This is a genomic window from Dellaglioa sp. CoH-56-MRSF-12, from assembly GCF_056782075.1.
Genome location: NZ_JBXAYD010000002.1, coordinates 20,703 through 41,099, shown reverse-complemented (window position 1 = coordinate 41,099; position 20,397 = coordinate 20,703). Strand labels below are relative to the sequence as shown.

Annotated in this window: 17 protein-coding genes; all 17 read right to left on the bottom strand. The window is 33.2% G+C overall.

Annotation, left to right across the window (positions count from 1 at the left end):
• Nucleotides 1–57 precede the first annotated feature (57 nt).
• Nucleotides 58–1,002 carry a riboflavin biosynthesis protein RibF gene (ribF, locus tag AC1RPY_RS02015; RefSeq protein WP_481761378.1) on the bottom strand — a complete coding sequence of 315 codons (945 nt, stop codon included), beginning with the start codon at nucleotides 1,000–1,002 and terminating at the stop codon, nucleotides 58–60.
• Between the two features lie 16 nt (nucleotides 1,003–1,018).
• Complete coding sequence (gene truB, locus AC1RPY_RS02010; RefSeq protein ID WP_481761379.1) at nucleotides 1,019–1,924, bottom strand: tRNA pseudouridine(55) synthase TruB; 906 nt, start codon at nucleotides 1,922–1,924, stop codon at nucleotides 1,019–1,021.
• A gap of 157 nt (nucleotides 1,925–2,081) precedes the next feature.
• On the bottom strand, nucleotides 2,082–3,488 hold the full coding sequence (locus AC1RPY_RS02005; RefSeq protein ID WP_481761380.1) for a tetratricopeptide repeat protein: 1,407 nt from the start codon (nucleotides 3,486–3,488) through the stop codon (nucleotides 2,082–2,084).
• 342 nt (nucleotides 3,489–3,830) lie between these two features.
• The gene (gene rbfA, locus AC1RPY_RS02000; protein ID WP_409022457.1) at nucleotides 3,831–4,184 is read right to left on the bottom strand and encodes a 30S ribosome-binding factor RbfA; all 354 of its coding nucleotides are present in this window, start codon (nucleotides 4,182–4,184) and stop codon (nucleotides 3,831–3,833) included.
• Nucleotides 4,185–4,211: 27 nt separating this feature from the next.
• Entirely contained in the window at nucleotides 4,212–6,539 is a 2,328-nt protein-coding gene (gene infB / locus AC1RPY_RS01995) for a translation initiation factor IF-2 (RefSeq protein ID WP_481761381.1), read from the bottom strand.
• 15 nt (nucleotides 6,540–6,554) lie between these two features.
• Complete coding sequence (locus tag AC1RPY_RS01990) at nucleotides 6,555–6,860, bottom strand: L7Ae/L30e/S12e/Gadd45 family ribosomal protein (RefSeq protein ID WP_409022455.1); 306 nt, start codon at nucleotides 6,858–6,860, stop codon at nucleotides 6,555–6,557.
• Nucleotides 6,850–7,149 (bottom strand): RNase P modulator RnpM, encoded by a 300-nt coding sequence (gene rnpM / locus AC1RPY_RS01985; protein WP_409022454.1) that lies wholly within the window; start codon nucleotides 7,147–7,149, stop codon nucleotides 6,850–6,852. Before rnpM ends, AC1RPY_RS01990 begins: the two co-directional genes overlap by 11 nt.
• A gap of 43 nt (nucleotides 7,150–7,192) precedes the next feature.
• Entirely contained in the window at nucleotides 7,193–8,269 is a 1,077-nt protein-coding gene (nusA, locus tag AC1RPY_RS01980; RefSeq protein ID WP_409022453.1) for a transcription termination factor NusA, read from the bottom strand.
• A 29-nt stretch (nucleotides 8,270–8,298) separates the two neighbouring features.
• Nucleotides 8,299–8,772 carry a ribosome maturation factor RimP gene (gene rimP / locus AC1RPY_RS01975; protein ID WP_409022452.1) on the bottom strand — a complete coding sequence of 158 codons (474 nt, stop codon included), beginning with the start codon at nucleotides 8,770–8,772 and terminating at the stop codon, nucleotides 8,299–8,301.
• 131 nt (nucleotides 8,773–8,903) lie between these two features.
• A complete protein-coding gene (locus AC1RPY_RS01970) occupies nucleotides 8,904–13,247 on the bottom strand; it encodes a PolC-type DNA polymerase III (RefSeq protein WP_481761382.1) in 4,344 nt (1,447 codons plus the stop codon).
• A 72-nt stretch (nucleotides 13,248–13,319) separates the two neighbouring features.
• Nucleotides 13,320–15,035 (bottom strand): proline--tRNA ligase, encoded by a 1,716-nt coding sequence (locus AC1RPY_RS01965; RefSeq protein WP_481761383.1) that lies wholly within the window; start codon nucleotides 15,033–15,035, stop codon nucleotides 13,320–13,322.
• A 23-nt stretch (nucleotides 15,036–15,058) separates the two neighbouring features.
• Complete coding sequence (gene rseP / locus AC1RPY_RS01960; protein WP_481761384.1) at nucleotides 15,059–16,330, bottom strand: RIP metalloprotease RseP; 1,272 nt, start codon at nucleotides 16,328–16,330, stop codon at nucleotides 15,059–15,061.
• A 23-nt stretch (nucleotides 16,331–16,353) separates the two neighbouring features.
• The gene (locus AC1RPY_RS01955; protein WP_409022448.1) at nucleotides 16,354–17,148 is read right to left on the bottom strand and encodes a phosphatidate cytidylyltransferase; all 795 of its coding nucleotides are present in this window, start codon (nucleotides 17,146–17,148) and stop codon (nucleotides 16,354–16,356) included.
• 10 nt (nucleotides 17,149–17,158) lie between these two features.
• On the bottom strand, nucleotides 17,159–17,926 hold the full coding sequence (locus tag AC1RPY_RS01950; RefSeq protein ID WP_481761385.1) for an isoprenyl transferase: 768 nt from the start codon (nucleotides 17,924–17,926) through the stop codon (nucleotides 17,159–17,161).
• An 86-nt stretch (nucleotides 17,927–18,012) separates the two neighbouring features.
• Nucleotides 18,013–18,576, bottom strand: coding sequence for a ribosome recycling factor (frr, locus tag AC1RPY_RS01945; protein WP_409022446.1), 564 nt, complete (start codon nucleotides 18,574–18,576; stop codon nucleotides 18,013–18,015).
• Complete coding sequence (gene pyrH, locus AC1RPY_RS01940; protein WP_481761386.1) at nucleotides 18,577–19,299, bottom strand: UMP kinase; 723 nt, start codon at nucleotides 19,297–19,299, stop codon at nucleotides 18,577–18,579. It abuts the gene before it with no gap.
• Nucleotides 19,300–19,432: 133 nt separating this feature from the next.
• Complete coding sequence (gene tsf, locus AC1RPY_RS01935; protein ID WP_481761387.1) at nucleotides 19,433–20,308, bottom strand: translation elongation factor Ts; 876 nt, start codon at nucleotides 20,306–20,308, stop codon at nucleotides 19,433–19,435.
• Between the last annotated feature and the right edge of the window lie 89 nt (nucleotides 20,309–20,397).

Below are 20,397 nucleotides of genomic sequence, written 5' to 3'. Positions count from 1 at the left end.
TTTTAAAGAAAATGGCTGACTAAATATATCCTATTTAGTCAGCCATTAAACCAATACTTATATGTGTTGGTCAAAATAAGTATTAGTATTTTTTTTATCTTTATTTAATTGCGTAATTAATCCAGGAATACCTTCAAATTTAACTTCACTTCTCAAATATGCTAACCATTGAACCGTAACAATTTGGCCATAAATCATCTCGTTGAAATCAAATAAATTTATTTCGACCGTTAATTCACGATTTTTTCCAAACGTTACGTTGTAGCCAATAGATGCCATCCCACGATACCAGACATCACCAACCTGAACGCTAGTCACATATATTCCGGGTCCCGGAATTCGAATGTGTTCATTGAATTCTAAATTTAATGTTGGAAAGCCAAGTTCTCTACCTCTAGCTTCACCGTGAACAACTTTACCAAGTGTTTCATATTTATAGCCCAATAACTTATTAACATCGCTAATATGTCCGTTATCAATTTCCATTCTAATTCGAGATGAACTTATCTTTTGATGATTCGTCGCTAATTCAGGCACAGTAATAATTTCAAATTTTTGATTAGCATATAAAGGTAGTGTATCCATATTTGCGATATCTTTTTTACCATACGTATAATCAAATCCTGCAACTACTACCTTTACATGCAATGCAACCATATATTTATCGACAAAATCTTGTGGTTCCATTTTTGCTAAACTATTATTTAGCGTTAAAATATAAAAAATATCAACGCCTAATTGCTTCATTAATAATATTTTTTTTTCCATAGACGTTAAATATTTTACACTTTGTTCGGGTGCTTTTTGAAATTGTACTGACGGATGCTTATCAAATGTCATTACTGCAAGTTTAATATTTTTTTCGTTAGCTTTTTGCTTAGCTTCTTGTATTACTTTTTGATGTCCTAAATGAACACCGTCAAAAAAACCCATAGCAAGTGAAATAGAATCATTACTAATTTCGTTAGGGTTATACGGTTCAGTTAAATAAATAACTTTCATGTTCCAATATCTTCCTTTATCCTAAATCAAACATTGTCTCAGACTGATAACGATTTTTTTCACTATTCAATCTGTATAAACATCTAATTTTATTTTCATAAACTAGAGAAACTGTTGGCTCATTATTAAACGAATCAACTGCTAAAAATCCACCATTTTGGACAATAAGCCACTGTTCAGTTGTTAATTCATACCTTTTAAATGATGTTAGCGCTGTATCAATTGGATATAACAACGATTCTAACGTCCCATTGACTTTAGCCTCATTTAATTGGTCCAGGGTAAACGCCTTATCAATTCTAAAACCGCCGCTTTCCAGTCTAGTCAGGTCGGACATAACTGCAGGTACACCTAATTTTTTACCGAGATCAACAGCTAGCGTCCTAACATAGGTCCCTTTTCCACATGCAACTTCAAAATAAATTTTTTGTCTTTTATTTTCTAAATCATATTCTGTAGCTTTCGTTTGAATAAATGAAGTCACCGTTATTTGTCTTTCTGGACGTTCCACTGTTTCACCTTTACGAGCGTAATCATATAAGCGACGTCCGTTTACTTTAACAGCTGAGAACATTGGTGGAATTTGAATCATTGTACCTGTCATCTGGTTCATAACATCATCAATTTCTTCCGATGTGAAAGGATCTATAATCTCTTTTTCTTCGATTATTTCGCCATCTAAATCTTCAGTTTCTGTAGAGAAACCAAGTGTTATTTCACCCGCATATACTTTGCCAGAATTCATCAAATAGTTTACTGTTTTTGTCGCTTTACCAATACAAATCGGTAGAACACCATCAACATTTGGATCAAGAGTACCTGAATGACCAACTTTTTTGGTTTGAAAAATGCCACGACACTTAAAAACACAATCATGACTGGTCATACCACGTTCTTTGAATAGTGGAATAATTCCGTCCATTGTCTTACCTCCGTTAATATACTTTTAACAGTATATCATAATCAGTAAAACAAGGGATATCGATTCTAATTTTTATAAATATTGAAATTTCTATTTAAGAGATAACTATCTATCATCATTCCTAAATACCTATTTACCAACAGTTTTAGCTACGTTATTATTCACAAAACTTCCCATAAACATCATAATTTTTTATTCTTTCCATAACGTTATCCATTTCTTTTTGTAGTGCAGGCCGATTTTTATATTTCTTTTTCAAACCCTCACAAAGAGATATTGCTACTTCCTCATCTCCAAAGTTATTATACCGTAAAATATAATCGCCAATATTTTGATAGTCTTTTCTATTTTTAGCTTTAACTATTAAATCTTTAACTATGCTTTCAAACATCATGTTAGCTTCTTTGGGATATAGTGGGTAAATATATTTTCCATAATTCATAAATAAATTCAGATTTTTTTTAATTAATTGTAGCAAAATGGTAGCTTCGTTTTCATCTGCTAATATCTGTGCAAGTTGCCAATTATCAAGTGTTTTAGAAATGTTTTTCAGAATATCAGGGTATTCAGCTTTCCAAAATCCATTATCAACTAAAAGCTTTTTTAATTTTTTATAATCGGAATCATTGCCTTTATATAATGCCTGTTTTAAATACTCAATTCTTTTTTGAACTTGATTTGTCTCCTCATAGATAGTATCTAGTCGAGTATACCAAGGTTGTAAATATTGAATATTTTTATCATTATCTGTAATTAATTTTTTTAGTACTAATTTTTCTGCAACTTCATAGTCTTTTCTTGAAACAGCTAACTCAACTTTAAACATTCTAACATCATCAATATCTAAATTATTATTAATAATTTCTTCTGCTTCTTTAATTTTATTTACTTGGAAGAACAATTTAATTTTAAATAATAAATATTTACTTTTCCTATCTTGTTGTGTATATTCATCAAATCTTGTACTAATTTTATCGGCAATTTTCAATACTTTATCCGTATTTTTTGTATTTAGCAAAGGAAGAATGAGACTGAGTAAATCAAAATCACTCACCGCCCATTCATTCCAAAAATTTTTTTTAGCATATCGAATAACATTCGTAACAATTAATTTTTTCTTTTCATCTGCCCCATCTTTAACAGACAGTTTTTCTACATAAATCCGTATTTTAGAAAGTATACTCTCTTGCTCAATCATAAACCCTAATTCTGTATACTCACTGACCTTTACTAATTGTTCTAATAAATCTAATAATATTAACATAGGTGCTTTTAAATAATTTTGACTAAATCTCACGTCACAAATAGAGAGCAGATTATCGACTACTTCACTAATATTGTCGTATCCTCTCCACGAAACATACCCTTGTTTCCTATTTTCATAAATAATTTCTCGAATTCGTTCCTTTGCATCTTCTATTTCTTCTTCTTCATCCAAAAATCCCAAATCAGCTAATATATCATTCTTTATTTCGTATTTATTCTCAGTATATTTTGTTAGTAATCGAATTAATACTTCTTTTGACTGTGAAGTTAATAATTCTTTATATTGCTCTGAATTCAAATTAGTACCTCTTTCTAATATATATTTTGAAAATTAAATTAATTTTTTAAAGGAAATTACCACACTATCTAATGATTGTTGAATAGTGGTATAAGAAAAATTCATAATTCTTCAAATGAATTAGTATTCAACTACACCATATAATCAAAGATATGAGATACCAATACTTACAACTAATTTTACTTGATTACTATTAAAAATAAAAGATATGATTATATTATAAGATAATATCTCCATTGATGAGGAGAAAAAAAGGCCTAATCACTAAGGATTAGGACCTTCATAAAGTTATCCATCAACAACAGTTTAAATAGAGCAACAAACGGTATCAGGATTTTTATTTTAATATTCAGAATCTATCTTTTTAAGTAATTGATCAATTTTATCACCATATTGAACTGACTCATCTCTTACAAAAACCAATTCTGGTGTTTTATAAATTGATAATCTTGATCCAAGTTCACCACGAATTAATCCAGAAGCTTTTTCCAAACCACGTTGTGTTTTTTGTGCATCTGATGCCATATTTGACAATATACTATAGTAAATTGTCGCCTGTTGTAAATCACCAGTTACATTAACTCCCGTAATTGTGACACCTTCAACTCGAGGATCTCTCACTCGTTTTAAAAGAATATCATTAACTTCTTTTTGAATTTCTTGTGATAAACGACCTACACGGTAATGTTGTGTCATTTTATATCCTCCTATAGTTGTTATGAATTATTTAACTGGAACTTCTTCCATAACGTAGGCTTCAATTTGGTCGCCTTCTCTAATGTCATTGTATTTTTCAATCATGACACCACATTCGAAACCTTGTTTAACAATTTTAGCGTCATCTTTAAAGCGTTTCAAGCTTGCTAATTTACCTTCATAAATAACAATACCATCACGAATTAAACGAACGCCGCTATCTCTTTCGATGTAACCTTCAGTGACGTAAGCACCACCAATTGTTCCAACTTTTGTAACTTTATATGTTTCACGAATTTCAACTTGTCCAGTTATTTTTTCTTCAAAGACTGGTTCAAGCATTCCCTTCATAGCCGTTTCAATTTCTTCAATTGCGTTATAAATAACACGATGTAAGCGAATATCAACTTCGTCAGATTGTGCTTGAAGTTTAGCTTGAGGTGTTGGACGAACATTAAATCCTATAATGATAGCATTACTTGCTTCTGCCAAAGTAACATCACTTTCAGTAATTGCACCAGCTGCTTGATGAATGATATTAACTCGAACACCTTCAACATCAATCTTCTTCAAACTTCCTGCAAGAGCTTCAACTGAACCTTGAACATCTGCTTTAATAATAACAGCAACTTCTTTTAATTCGCCTTCTTTAAGTGAATCAAACAAGTTATCAAGTGTTACATGCGTAACATTTCCACGTTCTTTTGTTAAAGCACGTTTAGCACGTTCTTCACCAGCTGCACGAGCAGTTTTTTCATCATCAAAGACAACGAAACGATCGCCAGCACCTGGAACATCATTCAAACCAGTAATTTCTACTGGTGTAGCAGGTTTAGCTTTATTAACTTGACGGCCTTTATCATTTGTCATAGTACGGACACGTCCGAAACTATTACCAACAACAATTGGATCACCAACTTTTAACGTACCTTGTTGAACAAGTAATGAAGCAACTGTTCCACGGCCTTTATCAAGACGAGCTTCAATAACAGATCCAATACCCTTTTGTTTTGGATTTGCTTGTAATTCAAGAACTTCGGCTTCAAGTAAAATCATTTCTAATAATTCATCAAGGTTTGTGCCTGTTTTCGCTGAAATTTCAACGAAAATAGTATCACCACCCCAACTTTCAGGAATTAATTCATATTCAGCCAATTGTTCTGTAACATGAGCAGGATTAGCACCGGGCTTATCCATTTTATTAACAGCAACAATAATAGGTACATTGGCTGCTTTAGAATGATTAATTGCTTCAATTGTTTGAGGCATAACCCCATCATCAGCAGCAACAACTAAAACAGTGATATCAGTAATATCGGCACCACGAGCACGCATATTTGTAAATGCAGCATGTCCAGGTGTATCTAAGAATGTAATTGTTTTATTATCATGTTTTACTTGGTAAGCACCAATATGTTGTGTAATACCACCAGCTTCACCATCAGTAACATGTGTATGACGTAATTTATCAAGTAAGGTTGTCTTACCATGATCAACATGTCCCATGATTGTAACAACTGGTGGTCTTGAAACAAGATTATCTTCATTTTTAATTTCTGCATCAAACATTTTATCAATATCAGCAACATCTACATCGATTTTAGCTTCTGATTTAATACCATATTCTGCTGCTAAAATTTCAATTGTATCTGTATCGAGTGTTTGATTTTGGTTAACCATTACGCCTAACATAAATAATTTTTTAATAATTTCTGCTGGTTCACGATGAATCTTTTTAGCAATTTCAGCAACATTAGTTGCAGCATTGTAATATAAGATTTCTGGTAATGGTTTATCTTTTCTGGGTGATACAGGTGGTTTTGGTGTCGTTGAACGACGGTTTTTCTTATTTCTGTTACGTTTGTTATAAGGATTATTCCCATAACGGTTATTATTATTAAATCTCGAACGTCCTTGCTGATTAGCATTACCATTATTAGCAGTTCTAGCACTTGATTGTGTACTATTTTGAGGACGATTTGCTGGCTTTTCATTTGTTGTCTTTGGTGCAGCGTTAGTTGTTCTTGCTACTGGTTTTGAAGCTACCTGCGATGATTTTTGAGCAACAGGTTTACTATTCGTTGTTTTAGCAGGTTGTGCTGGTTTCTTTGCAACAGGTTTTGCTACTGGTTTTTTCGGTGTTGCATTAGATACAGTTTTTTCAACCATTTTCTTTGCAGCAACTACTTTAGCAGCGCCCTTTTTAAATTTATCGCGAATCTGACGTTCTTCATTATCACCAATAGTTGACATATGATTTTTAACATCAAAACCTTTTGTCGTTGCAAAATCAATAATATCTTTAGTATTTAATTCTAGCTCTTTAGCTAATTCATAAATTCTTTTTTTTCCCATATTTGCATGCTCCTTCTATATATCCATTAAGTCACACATCCTTCTGCTAAAACCTTTATCGGTAATAGCATACACTGTGCGCTGTTGTCCAACGGCCTCACTTAAACTGGCTTTTGAAAATCCAACATATAATTTAACATTATAGCTGTTGCACTTATCTGTTACTTTTTTTAAAGTCGCTTGTCCACAATCTTCAGAAAGAATAACCAATTTAGCTTTATTCTTCCTGACAGCATTCAATACTAGTCCTTCACCAGTCACCAACATACCTGCGCGTCTGGTCAAGCCTAGCATTTGTAAGAATTTTTGACTATTTTTCATCTTTAAATAATTCTCGTCTAGCTACCTGATGGTCAACATATTCGACAAGTTCTTCATAAAATGATTCGTCAATCTTAATACCGAATGCTTTATTGAATGTTCTTTCTTTTTGAGCCTGCTTCGCCACATCTACATCAAGAAAAATATATGCGCCACGCCCTGGTTTCTTACCTGTTGGATCTAAAGATACTTCATTTTCTTTATTCTTAACAACACGAACAAGTTCTTTTTTAGGTTTCATTTCACCCGTAACGATATCTTTACGCATTGGAATTTTACGATTAATCACTTTAATTTGCCTCCAAATCAATTACCGATCAGTTTTAATCGGCTTATTTGTTTGTTTCAGAAACTTCTTTTTCTTCACTACTGTTAACCATATCAGATTCAGATTTAATATCAATTTTAAACGTTGTTAATTTTGCAGCTAATCGTGCATTTTGACCTTTTTTACCAATTGCTAATGACAATTGGTGATCTGGCACAACTACAGTACAAGCATGATCATTTTCTGGATTAAAGACAACATTGACAACTTCTGCAGGATTCAAAGCATTAGCAATGTATTTTGCAGGATCTTCATTCCATTCAACAATATCCATATTTTCGCCTTTTAATTCATTAACAATAGTTTGTACACGTTGTCCTTTAGGACCAACACAAGTACCAACAGCATCGATATCTGGATTATTCGAACGAACAGCTACCTTAGCACGGTCACCTGCTTCACGAGCAATTGATACAATTTCAACTGTTCCGTCATATATTTCAGGAACTTCTTGTTCAAATAATCGTTTTAGCAAGTCAGGATGTGAACGACTAACAAAAACTTGAGGGCCTTTAGCAGCATTCTCAACTTTTGTGATATAAACTTTAATTCGATCATGTGGATTAAAACTTTCACCAGGAATTTGATCAATCTTAGCTAAAACAGCTTCCACTTTACCTAAATTAACATAAATATAACGATTATCATGACGTTCTACTTCACCGCTAACGATTTCATTTTCATATTGAATATATTGATCATAAACAATACTACGTTCAGCTTCACGAACACGTTGCATGATAACTTGTTTAGCAGTTTGTGCAGCAATTCGTCCAAAATCCTTAGGTGTAACTTCAAATCGAATTGAATCGCCAACTTCATATGCTTTATTAATCTCTAAAGCATCTTGCAAACTAACTTCAAGACGTGAATCAAAGACTTCTTCGACTACTTCTTTAACCGCATAAACTGTAATATTACCTTTTTTTGAATCAAACTCTACTTCAACATTTTGTGCTTGATTGTAATGACGCTTGTATGCAGAAACTAATGCTGCTTCAATGGCATCAATAATAACTTCTTTTTTAATACCTTTTTCTTCTTCTAACACTGTAAGTGCACTTAATAGTTCTTTACTCATCTTTAATTTACTCCTTTATAAAAAGCTACTTAAAATTTGATAGCTAAGCGCGCCTTAGCTATTTTTTGACGAGGAATAACGATCGTTCTCTTACGCGTTTTGTCCATATAAACAACTGTTAATTCATCAGCTGTTAATTCCGTTAAGGTACCTTGAAAAATTTTAGCGTTATTAATAGGTTCATATAGTGAAATATTAACGTATTCATTCAAAGCTCTTTCATAATCTTTTTCCTTTTTCAAAGGTCTTTCAGCACCAGGTGATGAAACCTCTAAAAAATAAGCTTGTGGAATTGGATCAGGATTAATCTCATCTAATTTTTCACTTAAAATATCACTAACAGCAACACACTCTTCAATTTTAATGCCTTCAGGTTTATCAATGTAAACTCTTAAAAACCAACTTGGGCCTTCTTTAACAAATTCAATGTCCACCAATTCAATATTCTGTTCATCAACAATTGGTTGAACTAGCTCTGTGACAGTCTCTATAACAGTACTCACACGTTACCCTCCTTACATTTTCCCAATAAAAAGAGTGAGCATCGCTGCTCACTCAAACAAGATATCAAAATACTTTCTTTAATATAGCATAATTTTCTGAAAACATCAACAAACTGCTATGTTCTCACTTTTTAGAAAAAGACATCATCAAAAATAGATAGTTGATTTTCATCTGGTAATGCTTTTAAAACATTATTTTCAGTCATATACTCAATTAATGACTTAGAAACTTTACCACGTTTAGCTAAATCTTCTTTAGATAAAAATGGGCGTTCCTCACGAGCAGCAATAATTTGCTTAGCAACGTTATTACCAAGACCTGGTACAGCTCTAAATGGTGCAATTAACTTATCACCATCAATTATCCAATTTGAATCATCTGATTTATCCAAATCAATCATCCCAAATTGGAAGCCACGTTCAAGCATTTCATTGCTTAATTCAAGGACCGTCAACAAATTTTTCTCTTTTGTTGATGCATCCATCCCTTTATCATTAATATCTTTCATTGCTTTTTTCACTGCTTCTTTACCATGCGACATTGCGACTAAATCAAAATCATCTGCTCTAACACTGAAATAAGCACAGTAATATAACATTGGAAAATAAACTTTATAGTATGCAATTCGTAAGGCCATCAAAATATACGCAGCAGCATGTGCCTTAGGGAACATATACTTGATTTTTAAACATGCTCCGATATACCAATCTGGAATTTTTGCTGCTTTCATCTCAGTTTGATAATCATCTGAGATACCTTTTCCTTTTCGAACACCTTCCATAATATTAAAAGCGCTACCAGCTTCCATACCCATATGAATAAGCCCCATCATGATATCATCACGACAGCCAATAACTTCCGGCATCGTGATTGTTCCATTAGAAATAAGTTCTTCAGCGTTTCCCAACCACACATCTGTACCATGTGATAGACCAGAAATTTTTAATAGTTCAGCAAATGTTTTAGGTTTTGTTTCTTCTAGCATCCCTCGAACAAATCTCGTTCCGAATTCCGGAATACCTAATGTACCTGTTTTTGAGAAAATTTCGTCGCTAGTAACACCAAGTACTTCAGGCCCTTGGAATATTTGCATAACGCCCTTATCATCCGTAGGGATTGTTTTTGGGTCAACTCCTGATAAATCTTGTAACATTCTAATCATGGTTGGATCATCATGACCCAAAATATCTAATTTCAAGATATTATCGTGGATAGAATGGAAATCAAAATGGGTTGTTTTCCATTCGGAAGTTGAGTCATCTGCTGGATACTGGATAGGTGAAAAATCATAAACATCCATATAGTTAGGGACAACTAAGATACCACCAGGATGTTGACCGGTCGTCCGTTTAACGCCAGTTGACCCCTTAGCAAGTCGATCTATCTCCGCATTTCTAAACGTTGCTCCAGTATCACGTTCATAACCCTTAACATAACCATAAGCCGTTTTATCTGCAACAGTACCAATTGTTCCTGCACGGAAAACATAATCTTCCCCAAATAAAACTTTCGTATAATTATGCGCAATTGCTTGATAATCACCCGAAAAATTCAAATCAATATCAGGAACTTTATCACCATAAAATCCAAGAAAAGTTTCAAATGGAATATCATGTCCATCTTTATCTAATGGTGTACCACATTTGGGACAGTCTTGGTCTGGTAAATCAAATCCAGACCCATATTCACCTTTTTCATAAAAATGTGTATATTTACATTTAGGGCATCGATAATGAGGTGGTAATGGATTAATTTCTGTTATTCCAGTCATTGTTGCAACAAGACTTGACCCAACAGATCCACGGGACCCTACTAAATAACCATCTTTGTTAGATTTATGAACTAATTTTTGTGAAATTAAATAAATAACTGAAAATTCATTATCAATGATACTTGTCAATTCTTTATCAAGACGTTTAACCACAGTTTCAGGTAACTCTTCTCCATAAAGTTCATGAGCGCGATTATAGGTTAATTGTTTAATTTCTTCTTCAGAGCCATCAATTTTCGGTGCATATAATCGATCTTTAACTGGAGAAATGTCATCATCAATCATATTAGCGATTAAATTCGTATTTGTAACAACGATTTCTTTAGCAACATCCGCACCTAAAAATTGGAATCCTTCCAACATTTCATTCGTTGTTCTAAAATGTGCATCAGGTAAAATAGAACGATTTAACGGATTAGCACCACCCATTGAATTAACAAGAATTTTACGATAAATACTATCTTCAGGGTTCATATAATGAACATCTCCAGTCGCAACAACCGGCTTATCCATTTCGTGTCCTAAATCAACCATATTTTGTAAAATTTCCTCTAAATTTTGATTATCCTTAATTAATTCTTGATGGATTAGAGGTTCATATAATGCTTTAGGCTGAATTTCTAAGTAATCATAAAACTTAGCCTTTTCTTTAGCCTCTTCCATCCCTTTTTGCATCATTGCTGTAAATACTTCACCTGAGTCACACGCTGAACCAACGATAATACCTTCACGATATTTATTTAACTCACTTCGAGGGATGCGGGGCATCCGATAAAAATAATCTATCATCGAAGTTGAAACTAATTTAAACATATTTTTAAGTCCGGCTTGAGTTGTCGCAAGTAACGTAACATGGAATGGACGTGCTTGTTTGTAAGCATCATGCTCACCCATATGATCATTCAATTGAACATGTGACGTTATTTCAAATCGTTCCTTAGCATCTTTAATAAAGATATTACACAAAAGACCAGTTGTCTCAGCATCATAAATAGCGCGATGATGATGTTCCAAGTTAACATTGAATTTTTTGGAAAGTGTATTTAATCTAAACCCTTTTAATTCGGGATGTAAAAATCTTGCTAACGTTAACGTATCAATGATTGGATTTTGCATAGGTTCCATGCCATGACGTTCATATCCAGTATTCATAAAGCCAATATCAAAACTAGCATTATGGGCAACTAGAATACTACCTTCTGAAAATTCTCTAAATAATTTAAAAACTTCTTCTTCAGATTTTGATCCATGAACCATTTCATCCGTAATTGAGGTTAAATTAGTTGTTGTTTCAGATAAATGATGTCCTGGATCAATAAATTCATCAAATTCTTCAATGACATTTCCCTTTGTCATTTTAACAGCAGCTAATTCAATAACTTTATCAAATCGAGCAGATAAACCCGTTGTTTCCGTATCAAAAGTAACATAAGTGGCTTCTTCTAGATTTACATCCTTATCATTAAAAGCAATTGGAATACCATCATCAACAACGTTAGCCTCAACACCGTACAAAATTTTAATATTATTTTTCTTTCCAGCAGAATGAGCCTCAGGAAAACTTTGTAAGGTAGAATGATCCGTAATCGCAATTGCTTTTTGTCCCCATTTACTGGCTTGCTGTACATAATCCGTAATTGAATTTGTGGCATCCATTTGACTCATATTTGAGTGTAAATGTAATTCAACACGTCGTTCATCATCTGGAGCTGTTTCTTGACGGCTTGGGTGGTCGACTTGATTAATATCGTAAGCATTCACCACTAGATCTCGCATAAAATTATCTTCTTGTACTGCACCACGAACTCTGACCCATTCTTTTTCTTGAATAGCAGCAAACATCGCTTCGTCTTCTTCATTACGAGAGAATTTTTTTACGGTCATGGATGAACTATAATCCGTCATTTTAATGATCATTAATTGTCTTTCAGACTTAAGCGTCCGGATTTCCTTAGAGAAAATATATCCCTCAATAATAACCGAGCGTTCCTCTTCAATGATTTCAACCATCCGTTTTGCAGGCTCTTTTGTACTAATCTTTTTACCCATTTGAACAGGTCCATTAATTACAGTTTGAGAATCAGTCTTTTTCTTTTCATTTTGTTTCTGAATAGTTTCTGTTGCCTTCTGCATCATTATGGCATCTTGAGATTCTTTTCGCTGTCTAATTTCTTCTATTTTTTCTTGTGATTTTGATTCATCTAATAATGTATTAATATTTATCTGTGGAAATCCGACCATTTGATACGCAGTTTCAATTGGTCCTAATGCTTGACCTGTTAAGAACGTTTTTACAATTTCATTTTCAGCCATTAACATCACTCGTCTATCATCAAGATAAGGGACGTTCCCATGAAAAAGTTCTTGTACTAGCGAAGAATTAGCTTCACTATTTTTAACTGCCCATGTCCAATAATCGCCTAAAAGTTGGTTTGTTAATTCTGGTTGCTCAACTTGAACAGTTATTTTTGTTTTTGCAATATCTTTAAATGTAATTGCAATTTTATTTTCTAAGTCACTAAATAATGAAAATGGCAAAATTTTAGGGGCAACTAGCTTGAATTCCCATAGTTTTGACTTTTCATGAACAGTTACGGTTGAAATTTCAATTAAATCCAATATTTCACTATCTTGTTGGTCACTTGATTGAAAATTAATTTGTTCTAATAGTTTATTGAATAATTCTTTATTATTAAGCGACAAATGATTGACTCCTTTTCTAAAAATGAAAAAGAGACTGAGTCAAAATTTTCTTTTGAACTCAATCTTCTTTAACTAGTTTTGATTTTCTTCTTTTAATAAAATTGAGATAGAGCTCTCTAATTCGTCTTTCGTTACTTCAATCGTTTCACCATTTCTACGTAACTTCACTTCAACGATACCATCAGCAGCTTTCTTACCAACTGTAATTCGAACAGGTAATCCAATTAAATCTGAATCAGCAAATTTAACACCTGCACGTTCTTTACGATCATCAAGCAATACTTTGTAACCATTTTCAGTCATTTTTTTGTCAATTTCATTAGCTAGAGCCATTTGTTCATCATTTTTAGCATTAATTGGAATTACATGAACATCGTATGGTGCAATACTTCTAGGCCATACTAAACCATTTTCATCAGCTTGTTGCTCTGCAATGGCTGCAAGTAAACGACTAACGCCGATTCCATAACAACCTAATATCACAGGTTTTTCGCGGCCATTATCATCTAAGATATTAGCGCCCAATGCCTCAGAATATCGTGTTCCAATTTTGAAGATATGACCAATTTCAATCCCCTTAGTAAATTTCAATTCGCCTTCCCCTTCAGGTGAAGTTTCACCTTCTTGAGCCAAACGTAAATCTACAAATTTATCTACTCGGTAATCACGATCAATATTTGCGTTAAATAAATGAGAACCAGTCGTATTTGCACCAACGACCGCATTTATCATTCCCTTAATTCCTTCGTCGGCAACAATTGTTACGTCTTCTGTAACACCAACAGGTCCAAGTGAACCAAACTCTGCACCCAACACTTCAGTAACATCTGAATCAGTTGCCATACGTAAAAAATCAGCGCCTAATGTGTTTTTTAATTTAATTTCATTCAAAATATCATTTCCGCGCATTAAAACCATCACTGGTTTTTCATCAGCCATAAATAATAATGATTTTATTAAATTTTCACTTGCTGTATCAATAAATTTAGCCAACTCATCAATTGTTTTAATATTTGGTGTTTCAATTTTTTCAATATCTTTAATCGCTTCATGTGAATTCTTATATGTTTTCAAACTTTTTGCCATTTCTAAATTAGCTGCATAATCGCTCTTATCAGAATAAACGATTGTATCTTCACCAATATCAGAAATTGCCATAAATTCTTTTGAATCATTACCGCCCATTGCACCTGCATCACCAATAATACTTCTAAAATTAAGACCACAGCGTTCAAAAATATTTTGATATGCACGATTCATTTTTTGATAAGTATCATTTAAACTTTCTTCATCCGCATGGAATGAATAAGCATCTTTCATTAAAAATTCACGGCCTCTTAATATACCAAAACGAGGTCTATTTTCATCACGATATTTTTGTTGTATTTGGAACATTGTCAGTGGTAATTTTTTATATGATTTGATTTCATCACGAATTAAAGAAGTAAATGTTTCTTCATGAGTTGGTCCTAAAATAAATTTTCTATCATGTCGATCTTTTAATTTAAAAAGTGTATCACCATAGGTTTCATAACGACCTGTTTCTTCCCATAATTCAGCAGGAATAACGGCAGGTACAAGCATTTCAACCGCTCCAATTGCTTCCATTTCTTCGCGAATAATTGTTTCAATTTTTCTAATAACGGAGAAAGCTAATGGTAAATAACTGTACATTCCGGCTGAAACTTGTCGAATATATCCAGCTCGTAACATCATTTGATGACTGATAACCTCAGCATCGCTTGGAACTTCCTTCATTGTTGGTATTAATAATTGTGATTGTTTCATACTATTTTATTCTCCTTTTTCATTTAAAAGAAATAACGCTGAATATCATTCCATGTGACTAATATCATCAATATCATTAAAAATGCAAATCCAACTAATGTAATAACACCTTCTTTTTCAGGTGAAATTGGTTTGCCACGAATTCCTTCGATAATATTTAGTACTAATTTTCCACCATCTAAAGCTGGAATTGGTAATAAATTCACAATTCCTAAGTTAATTGATAAGAATGCAAGCAATGACACAACACTCGCCAACCCATAACTTGCTGCATTTGAAGTCACTGCATAAATTGCAACCGGACCACCAAAATCATTTAAGCTGACACCTTTAGTAAACATCCCTACTAATACAGCCACAATACTAGCCACGACACTCCATGATTGCGTAAACCCATAAGTAATTTTATTGATAAATGAGTGATCCATTTTAACTGTAATACCAATTTTACCGATCTTTGTTGAGTCTGTTTTACTTGATTCAGGTGTAATAACGATTGATTCTGTTTTACCGTTCCTTATTACTTTTAAGTCAGTTTTTTTATCAGGACGACTGCTAATCGCTGTCGTTAATTCAGTCCAGTTTGTTGTCTTTTTATCAGATACAGCTACAATTTTATCATTTGCTTTTAACCCCGCCCTTTGAGCCGCAGAATTCTCTTGAATTGTACCAATTTGATTCAAATTGGTTGCAACGCCACCTTGCATAAAAGCAAGTAGTATAAATGCAACAATAGCTAATAAAAAGTTATTCATCGGTCCAGCAAAATTCGTTAAAATTCGATTCCAAAGCGTAGCTGATTGAAATTGAACATCTTCAGGAGCGATTTGAATTTCTGTGCCATCTTTTTCAATTATTAACGCATCATGATCAACATTATATTTTTTTACTATCTCTTCATTACCATTTTCATATCCTGTAATCCAGAGTTCTTTTTGCAAATCACTATCTAGGTATTCGATTGGGATACCATTATACAGCGTTGTTTTTTTACTCGTATTAATCTTTGTAACCTTATTATTACTATCCAGTATTAAACTCATAGGCATACCAGGTTTTAAATCTTCATCTTCATCATCAGCGATTCCCGCCATTCTAACATATCCACCAAGAGGTAATATTCTTAAAGTGTACGTTGTACTACCTCTATGGAATGAAAGTATTTTTGGCCCCATACCAATTGAAAATTCACGAACTAAAATTCCAGCACGTTTTGCAAAATAGTAATGACCAAATTCATGAATCACAACTAAAATTCCAAAAACGATAATAAATGTAATAATCGTTTTAATCATGTGAATCCTCCCCCTTTAATTTATTACATTAACCCAAATAAATGCATAATTGGCCATACAAATATTAAACTATCAAATCGATCTAAAATACCACCATGTCCAGGTAGAATACGTCCAGAATCTTTTACACCATAGAAACGTTTAAACGCGGACTCAACTAAATCACCGCATTGTCCAAATACCGAAAGGATTAACGTAATCAAAATCATTATAGGAAAAGAATGATTTTGTGGGAAGAAGTAAATAAAGATACTTCCTAACAGTGTAGCCATTAATGTTCCACCAATTGAACCTTCCCATGTTTTATTTGGACTAATATGTGGTGCTAATTTATTTTTACCAAACTTACGTCCAAACATGTAAGCACCTGTATCTGTTGTCCAGATAACAATTAAAATATATGCTAATGTCATTAATCCGTTAAAATCGTTGCCTCTTGCCGCAATAAAATAATGAAATCCCATCCCGACATATAAAGAACTTAAGACAAAAACACCAGCATCATCAAATGAAAAACGATTTTTTGAAGTAACCATATACATTAATAGAAGTGCAACAAGAAAATAAAATACATTTACAGAAGAAATGTGAGCTGGTAAAAATTTAAACCACTTATCTGGTGCAATCACAGTTATTGTCATTAAGATACCAAAAGTAGCCTCTGGTGATATCAATAATTTTTTCTTCATTACAAATACTTCCGAAATACCAATGCATCCTAAAATTAAAGCAAATATCTGCAATGGTAGTCCACCAATAATAACCAATGGTATGAAAATACAGAGAGCCACAATTGCCGTAATTACGCGCTGTCTCATAAAAATTCTCCTATTCTTTTATACCACCGAAACGGCGGTCTCTTTTTTGATAATTTAGTATTGCATCTTTTAATGCATCTTCAGAAAAATCAGGCCATAATGTATCAGTAAACACTAATTCACTATAAGCAATTTGCCATAATAAGAAATTAGATATTCTTTCTTCACCACTAGTTCTGATTAGTAATTCCGGATCATTATAAGGTGCTAAATTACTAGTCATTAAATACTGGTCAATTGTTTTATCTGTTATCTCTTCAACGCTTAGTTTACCATTAGAGGTATCAGTTGCAATATTTTTGATAGCCGTCACAATCTCTGCTCGCCCACCATAATTTAATGCAAAATTAAGAACCATCCCTGTATTATCTTTAGTATCTTCCACTGCATTTTGAACAGCTAATTTTGTTTCATTTGGAAGCTGATCAATGTAGCCCATAACATTAACTTTTACATTCTTTTCAATTAATTCTGGTACAAACTTATCAAAAAAAGTACCCGGTAAACTCATCAGGTAATTAACTTCTGTTTCGGGCCGTTTCCAATTTTCAGTAGAAAATGCGTAAAGTGTTAAAACTTTAATCCCTAAATCACTTGCAGCCATAGTTACTGTTTTTACAGTATCCATACCGGTTTTATGTCCCGCAATTCTAGGTAAATGCCTTTTTTTTGCCCAACGTCCATTACCATCCATTATAACAGCAACATGTTTAGGAATTCTTTCCATATCCAATTGGATTAATTCATTTGTTTTATTTTTTTTAAAATTAAAAGCCATATTGTACCTCCAAGAATAGTTACATGTTCTATTGTAGCAAAAAAACAGGCACAAAACGACGCCTGTCTTAAAATAAAGCTATTTATTTAAACTGCTAAAATTTCTTTTTCTTTATCTGCTTGAATATTATCAATATTTTTAATTGATGCATTCGTCACATCTTGAGCTTGTTTTTCTAAATCTCGTAAATCATCTTCGGTTAAATCACCATTTTTTTCTGATTTTTTCAAGGCATCAACTGCATCACGTCTGATATTACGAATAATAACTTTAGCATTTTCTGCTTCAGCTTTAACGTCTTTAGCTAATTCCTTACGACGTTCTTCTGTTAATTGAGGAATAACTAATCGAATTGCTGATCCATCATTCGAAGGGCTAATTCCTAAATCAGCAACTAATAAACCATGTTCAATATCCTTCAAAGCACTTTTATCAAATGGCGTAATTAAAAGTACGCGAGCTTCTGGTACTGAAATTTGTGCAACTTGATTAAGTGGCGTTGGTGCACCATAATAATCTACTGTCACATTATTCAATAAACTAGCATTAGCTCGACCAGCCCGAATATTACCAAGATTTTTTTGAAGTGAAACCTCTGCTTTTGACATTTTATCTTGAGCATCAACTAATATAGGTTCTGTTATTTTCATTTATTTTCCCCTAACGGTTGTTCCGATGGTTTCACCGAGAACAACTTTTTTTATATTTCCTGGTTCGTTCAAATTAAATACGACTAACGGAATATCATTATCCATCGATAATGTACTTGCAGTTGTATCCATAACTTGTAAGTTTTTATTAATTATATCTAAATGTGTTAATTCTTCATATTTTGTTGCTGAGTCATCCTTTTGAGGATCAGCAGAATAGACACCATCTACGCCATTTTTTGCCATCAATATAACATCAGCATTAATTTCTGCAGCTCTTAACGCTGAAGTTGTATCTGTTGAGAAATATGGTGAACCCGTACCCGCAGCAAAAATAACAACGCGACCTTTTTCAAGATGACGAACAGCTTTACGGCGAATATAGGGTTCTGCAATTTGGCGCATTTCAATAGCTGTTTGAACTCGAGTTGGGACACCTACAGACTCAAGATTATCTTGCAATGCTAGTGCATTCATAACTGTTCCTAGCATCCCTATATAATCTGCCTGCGCACGTTCCATACCCATTGCGGCTCCAGCTTCACCACGCCACATATTACCACCACCAACAACGATAGCGACTTCAACACCCATTTCTTGAATTTCTTTTAATTCTTCAGCAACTTTTCTAATTACAGGTGGATTAATACCAAATCCTTGTTCTCCGGCTAATGCTTCACCGCTTAACTTCAACATAACGCGTCGATACTTAACATCTGACATCCAATGTTCCTCCTACAATCTATTTACAATTATTTTACCATATTTTAGGTATAATTAATAATTCAATTTATATCAAAATAAATTTATTAAAAAAAGTTTGTGCTTAAAGCACAAACTTTTGGATTGTAGAAAATTATTTAATTTGGCCCATAACTTCGTCTACAAAATTATTTTCTTTCTTTTCAAGACCTTCTCCAACTTCATAACGGATAAATAATTTAACTTTTCCACCCTTAGAAGCAACATACTTAGCAACTGTCATGTCAGGATCTTTAACAAAATCTTGATCATCTAAGCTAATATCAGCTAGATATTTATTTAAACGACCCTCAACCATTTTTTCAATGATATTTGCTGGTTTGCCTTCATTAGCAGCTTCTTTAGAAAGTACTTCTTTTTCATGTGCCAATTCATCAGCAGGTACTTGTTCACGAGATACATACTTAGGATTAATTGCAGCAACATGCATAGCAACATCTTTAGCAGTTGATTCATCAGCATCTGTAACGACAACAAGTGTTGAAATTGAGCCACCCATATGTGAGTATGATCCAAAACTTTCATTATCAGTTTTTTCTACTAATTCAAAACGACGTAATGAAATTTTTTCACCAATTACTTGTGTTGCTTCAATTAAATCATCATTAATTGTGCCACGGTCTGTTTTAATTGTAAGTGCTTCTTCAACATCTTTAGGATGTGCTTCAGCAATTTTAGTAGCAATCAATTTAACAAGTGTTTTGAATTGTTCGTTTTGAGCAACGAAATCAGTTTCTGCGTTAACTTCAACAATAGCTGCAAAGTTACCAGAGAATTGAACATCAGATAGACCTTCAGCAGCAACACGGTCACTTTTTTTAGCAGCCTTTGCCATACCTTTTTCGCGGAGGAAATCGATTGCTTTTTGCATATCACCGTCAACTTCAACGAGTGCTTTTTTTGCGTCCATCATACCGACACCAGTTGTATCACGTAATTCTTTAACTTGAGAAGCAGAAATTTTTGCCATTTGAATGGCCTCCTTGTTTAAATAATTTAATTGATTTTATATCTAAAAAAACTGCCTCAAAAGAAAGGGCCATTACAGTACCTAATTTT

Coding starts and splice junctions, on each gene's coding strand:
- ribF (WP_481761378.1), bottom strand. CDS start 1,002: ATGAAAGTTATTTATTTAACTGAACCGTATAACCCTAACGAAATTAGT.
- pyrH (WP_481761386.1), bottom strand. CDS start 19,299: ATGTCAGATGTTAAGTATCGACGCGTTATGTTGAAGTTAAGCGGTGAA.
- infB (WP_481761381.1), bottom strand. CDS start 6,539: ATGGGAAAAAAAAGAATTTATGAATTAGCTAAAGAGCTAGAATTAAAT.
- tsf (WP_481761387.1), bottom strand. CDS start 20,308: ATGGCAAAAATTTCTGCTTCTCAAGTTAAAGAATTACGTGATACAACT.
- AC1RPY_RS01990 (WP_409022455.1), bottom strand. CDS start 6,860: ATGAAAAATAGTCAAAAATTCTTACAAATGCTAGGCTTGACCAGACGC.
- AC1RPY_RS01955 (WP_409022448.1), bottom strand. CDS start 17,148: ATGAGACAGCGCGTAATTACGGCAATTGTGGCTCTCTGTATTTTCATA.
- nusA (WP_409022453.1), bottom strand. CDS start 8,269: ATGAGTAAAGAACTATTAAGTGCACTTACAGTGTTAGAAGAAGAAAAA.
- truB (WP_481761379.1), bottom strand. CDS start 1,924: ATGGACGGAATTATTCCACTATTCAAAGAACGTGGTATGACCAGTCAT.
- frr (WP_409022446.1), bottom strand. CDS start 18,576: ATGAAAATAACAGAACCTATATTAGTTGATGCTCAAGATAAAATGTCA.
- AC1RPY_RS01950 (WP_481761385.1), bottom strand. CDS start 17,926: ATGGCTTTTAATTTTAAAAAAAATAAAACAAATGAATTAATCCAATTG.
- rseP (WP_481761384.1), bottom strand. CDS start 16,330: ATGATTAAAACGATTATTACATTTATTATCGTTTTTGGAATTTTAGTT.
- AC1RPY_RS01965 (WP_481761383.1), bottom strand. CDS start 15,035: ATGAAACAATCACAATTATTAATACCAACAATGAAGGAAGTTCCAAGC.
- rbfA (WP_409022457.1), bottom strand. CDS start 4,184: ATGACACAACATTACCGTGTAGGTCGTTTATCACAAGAAATTCAAAAA.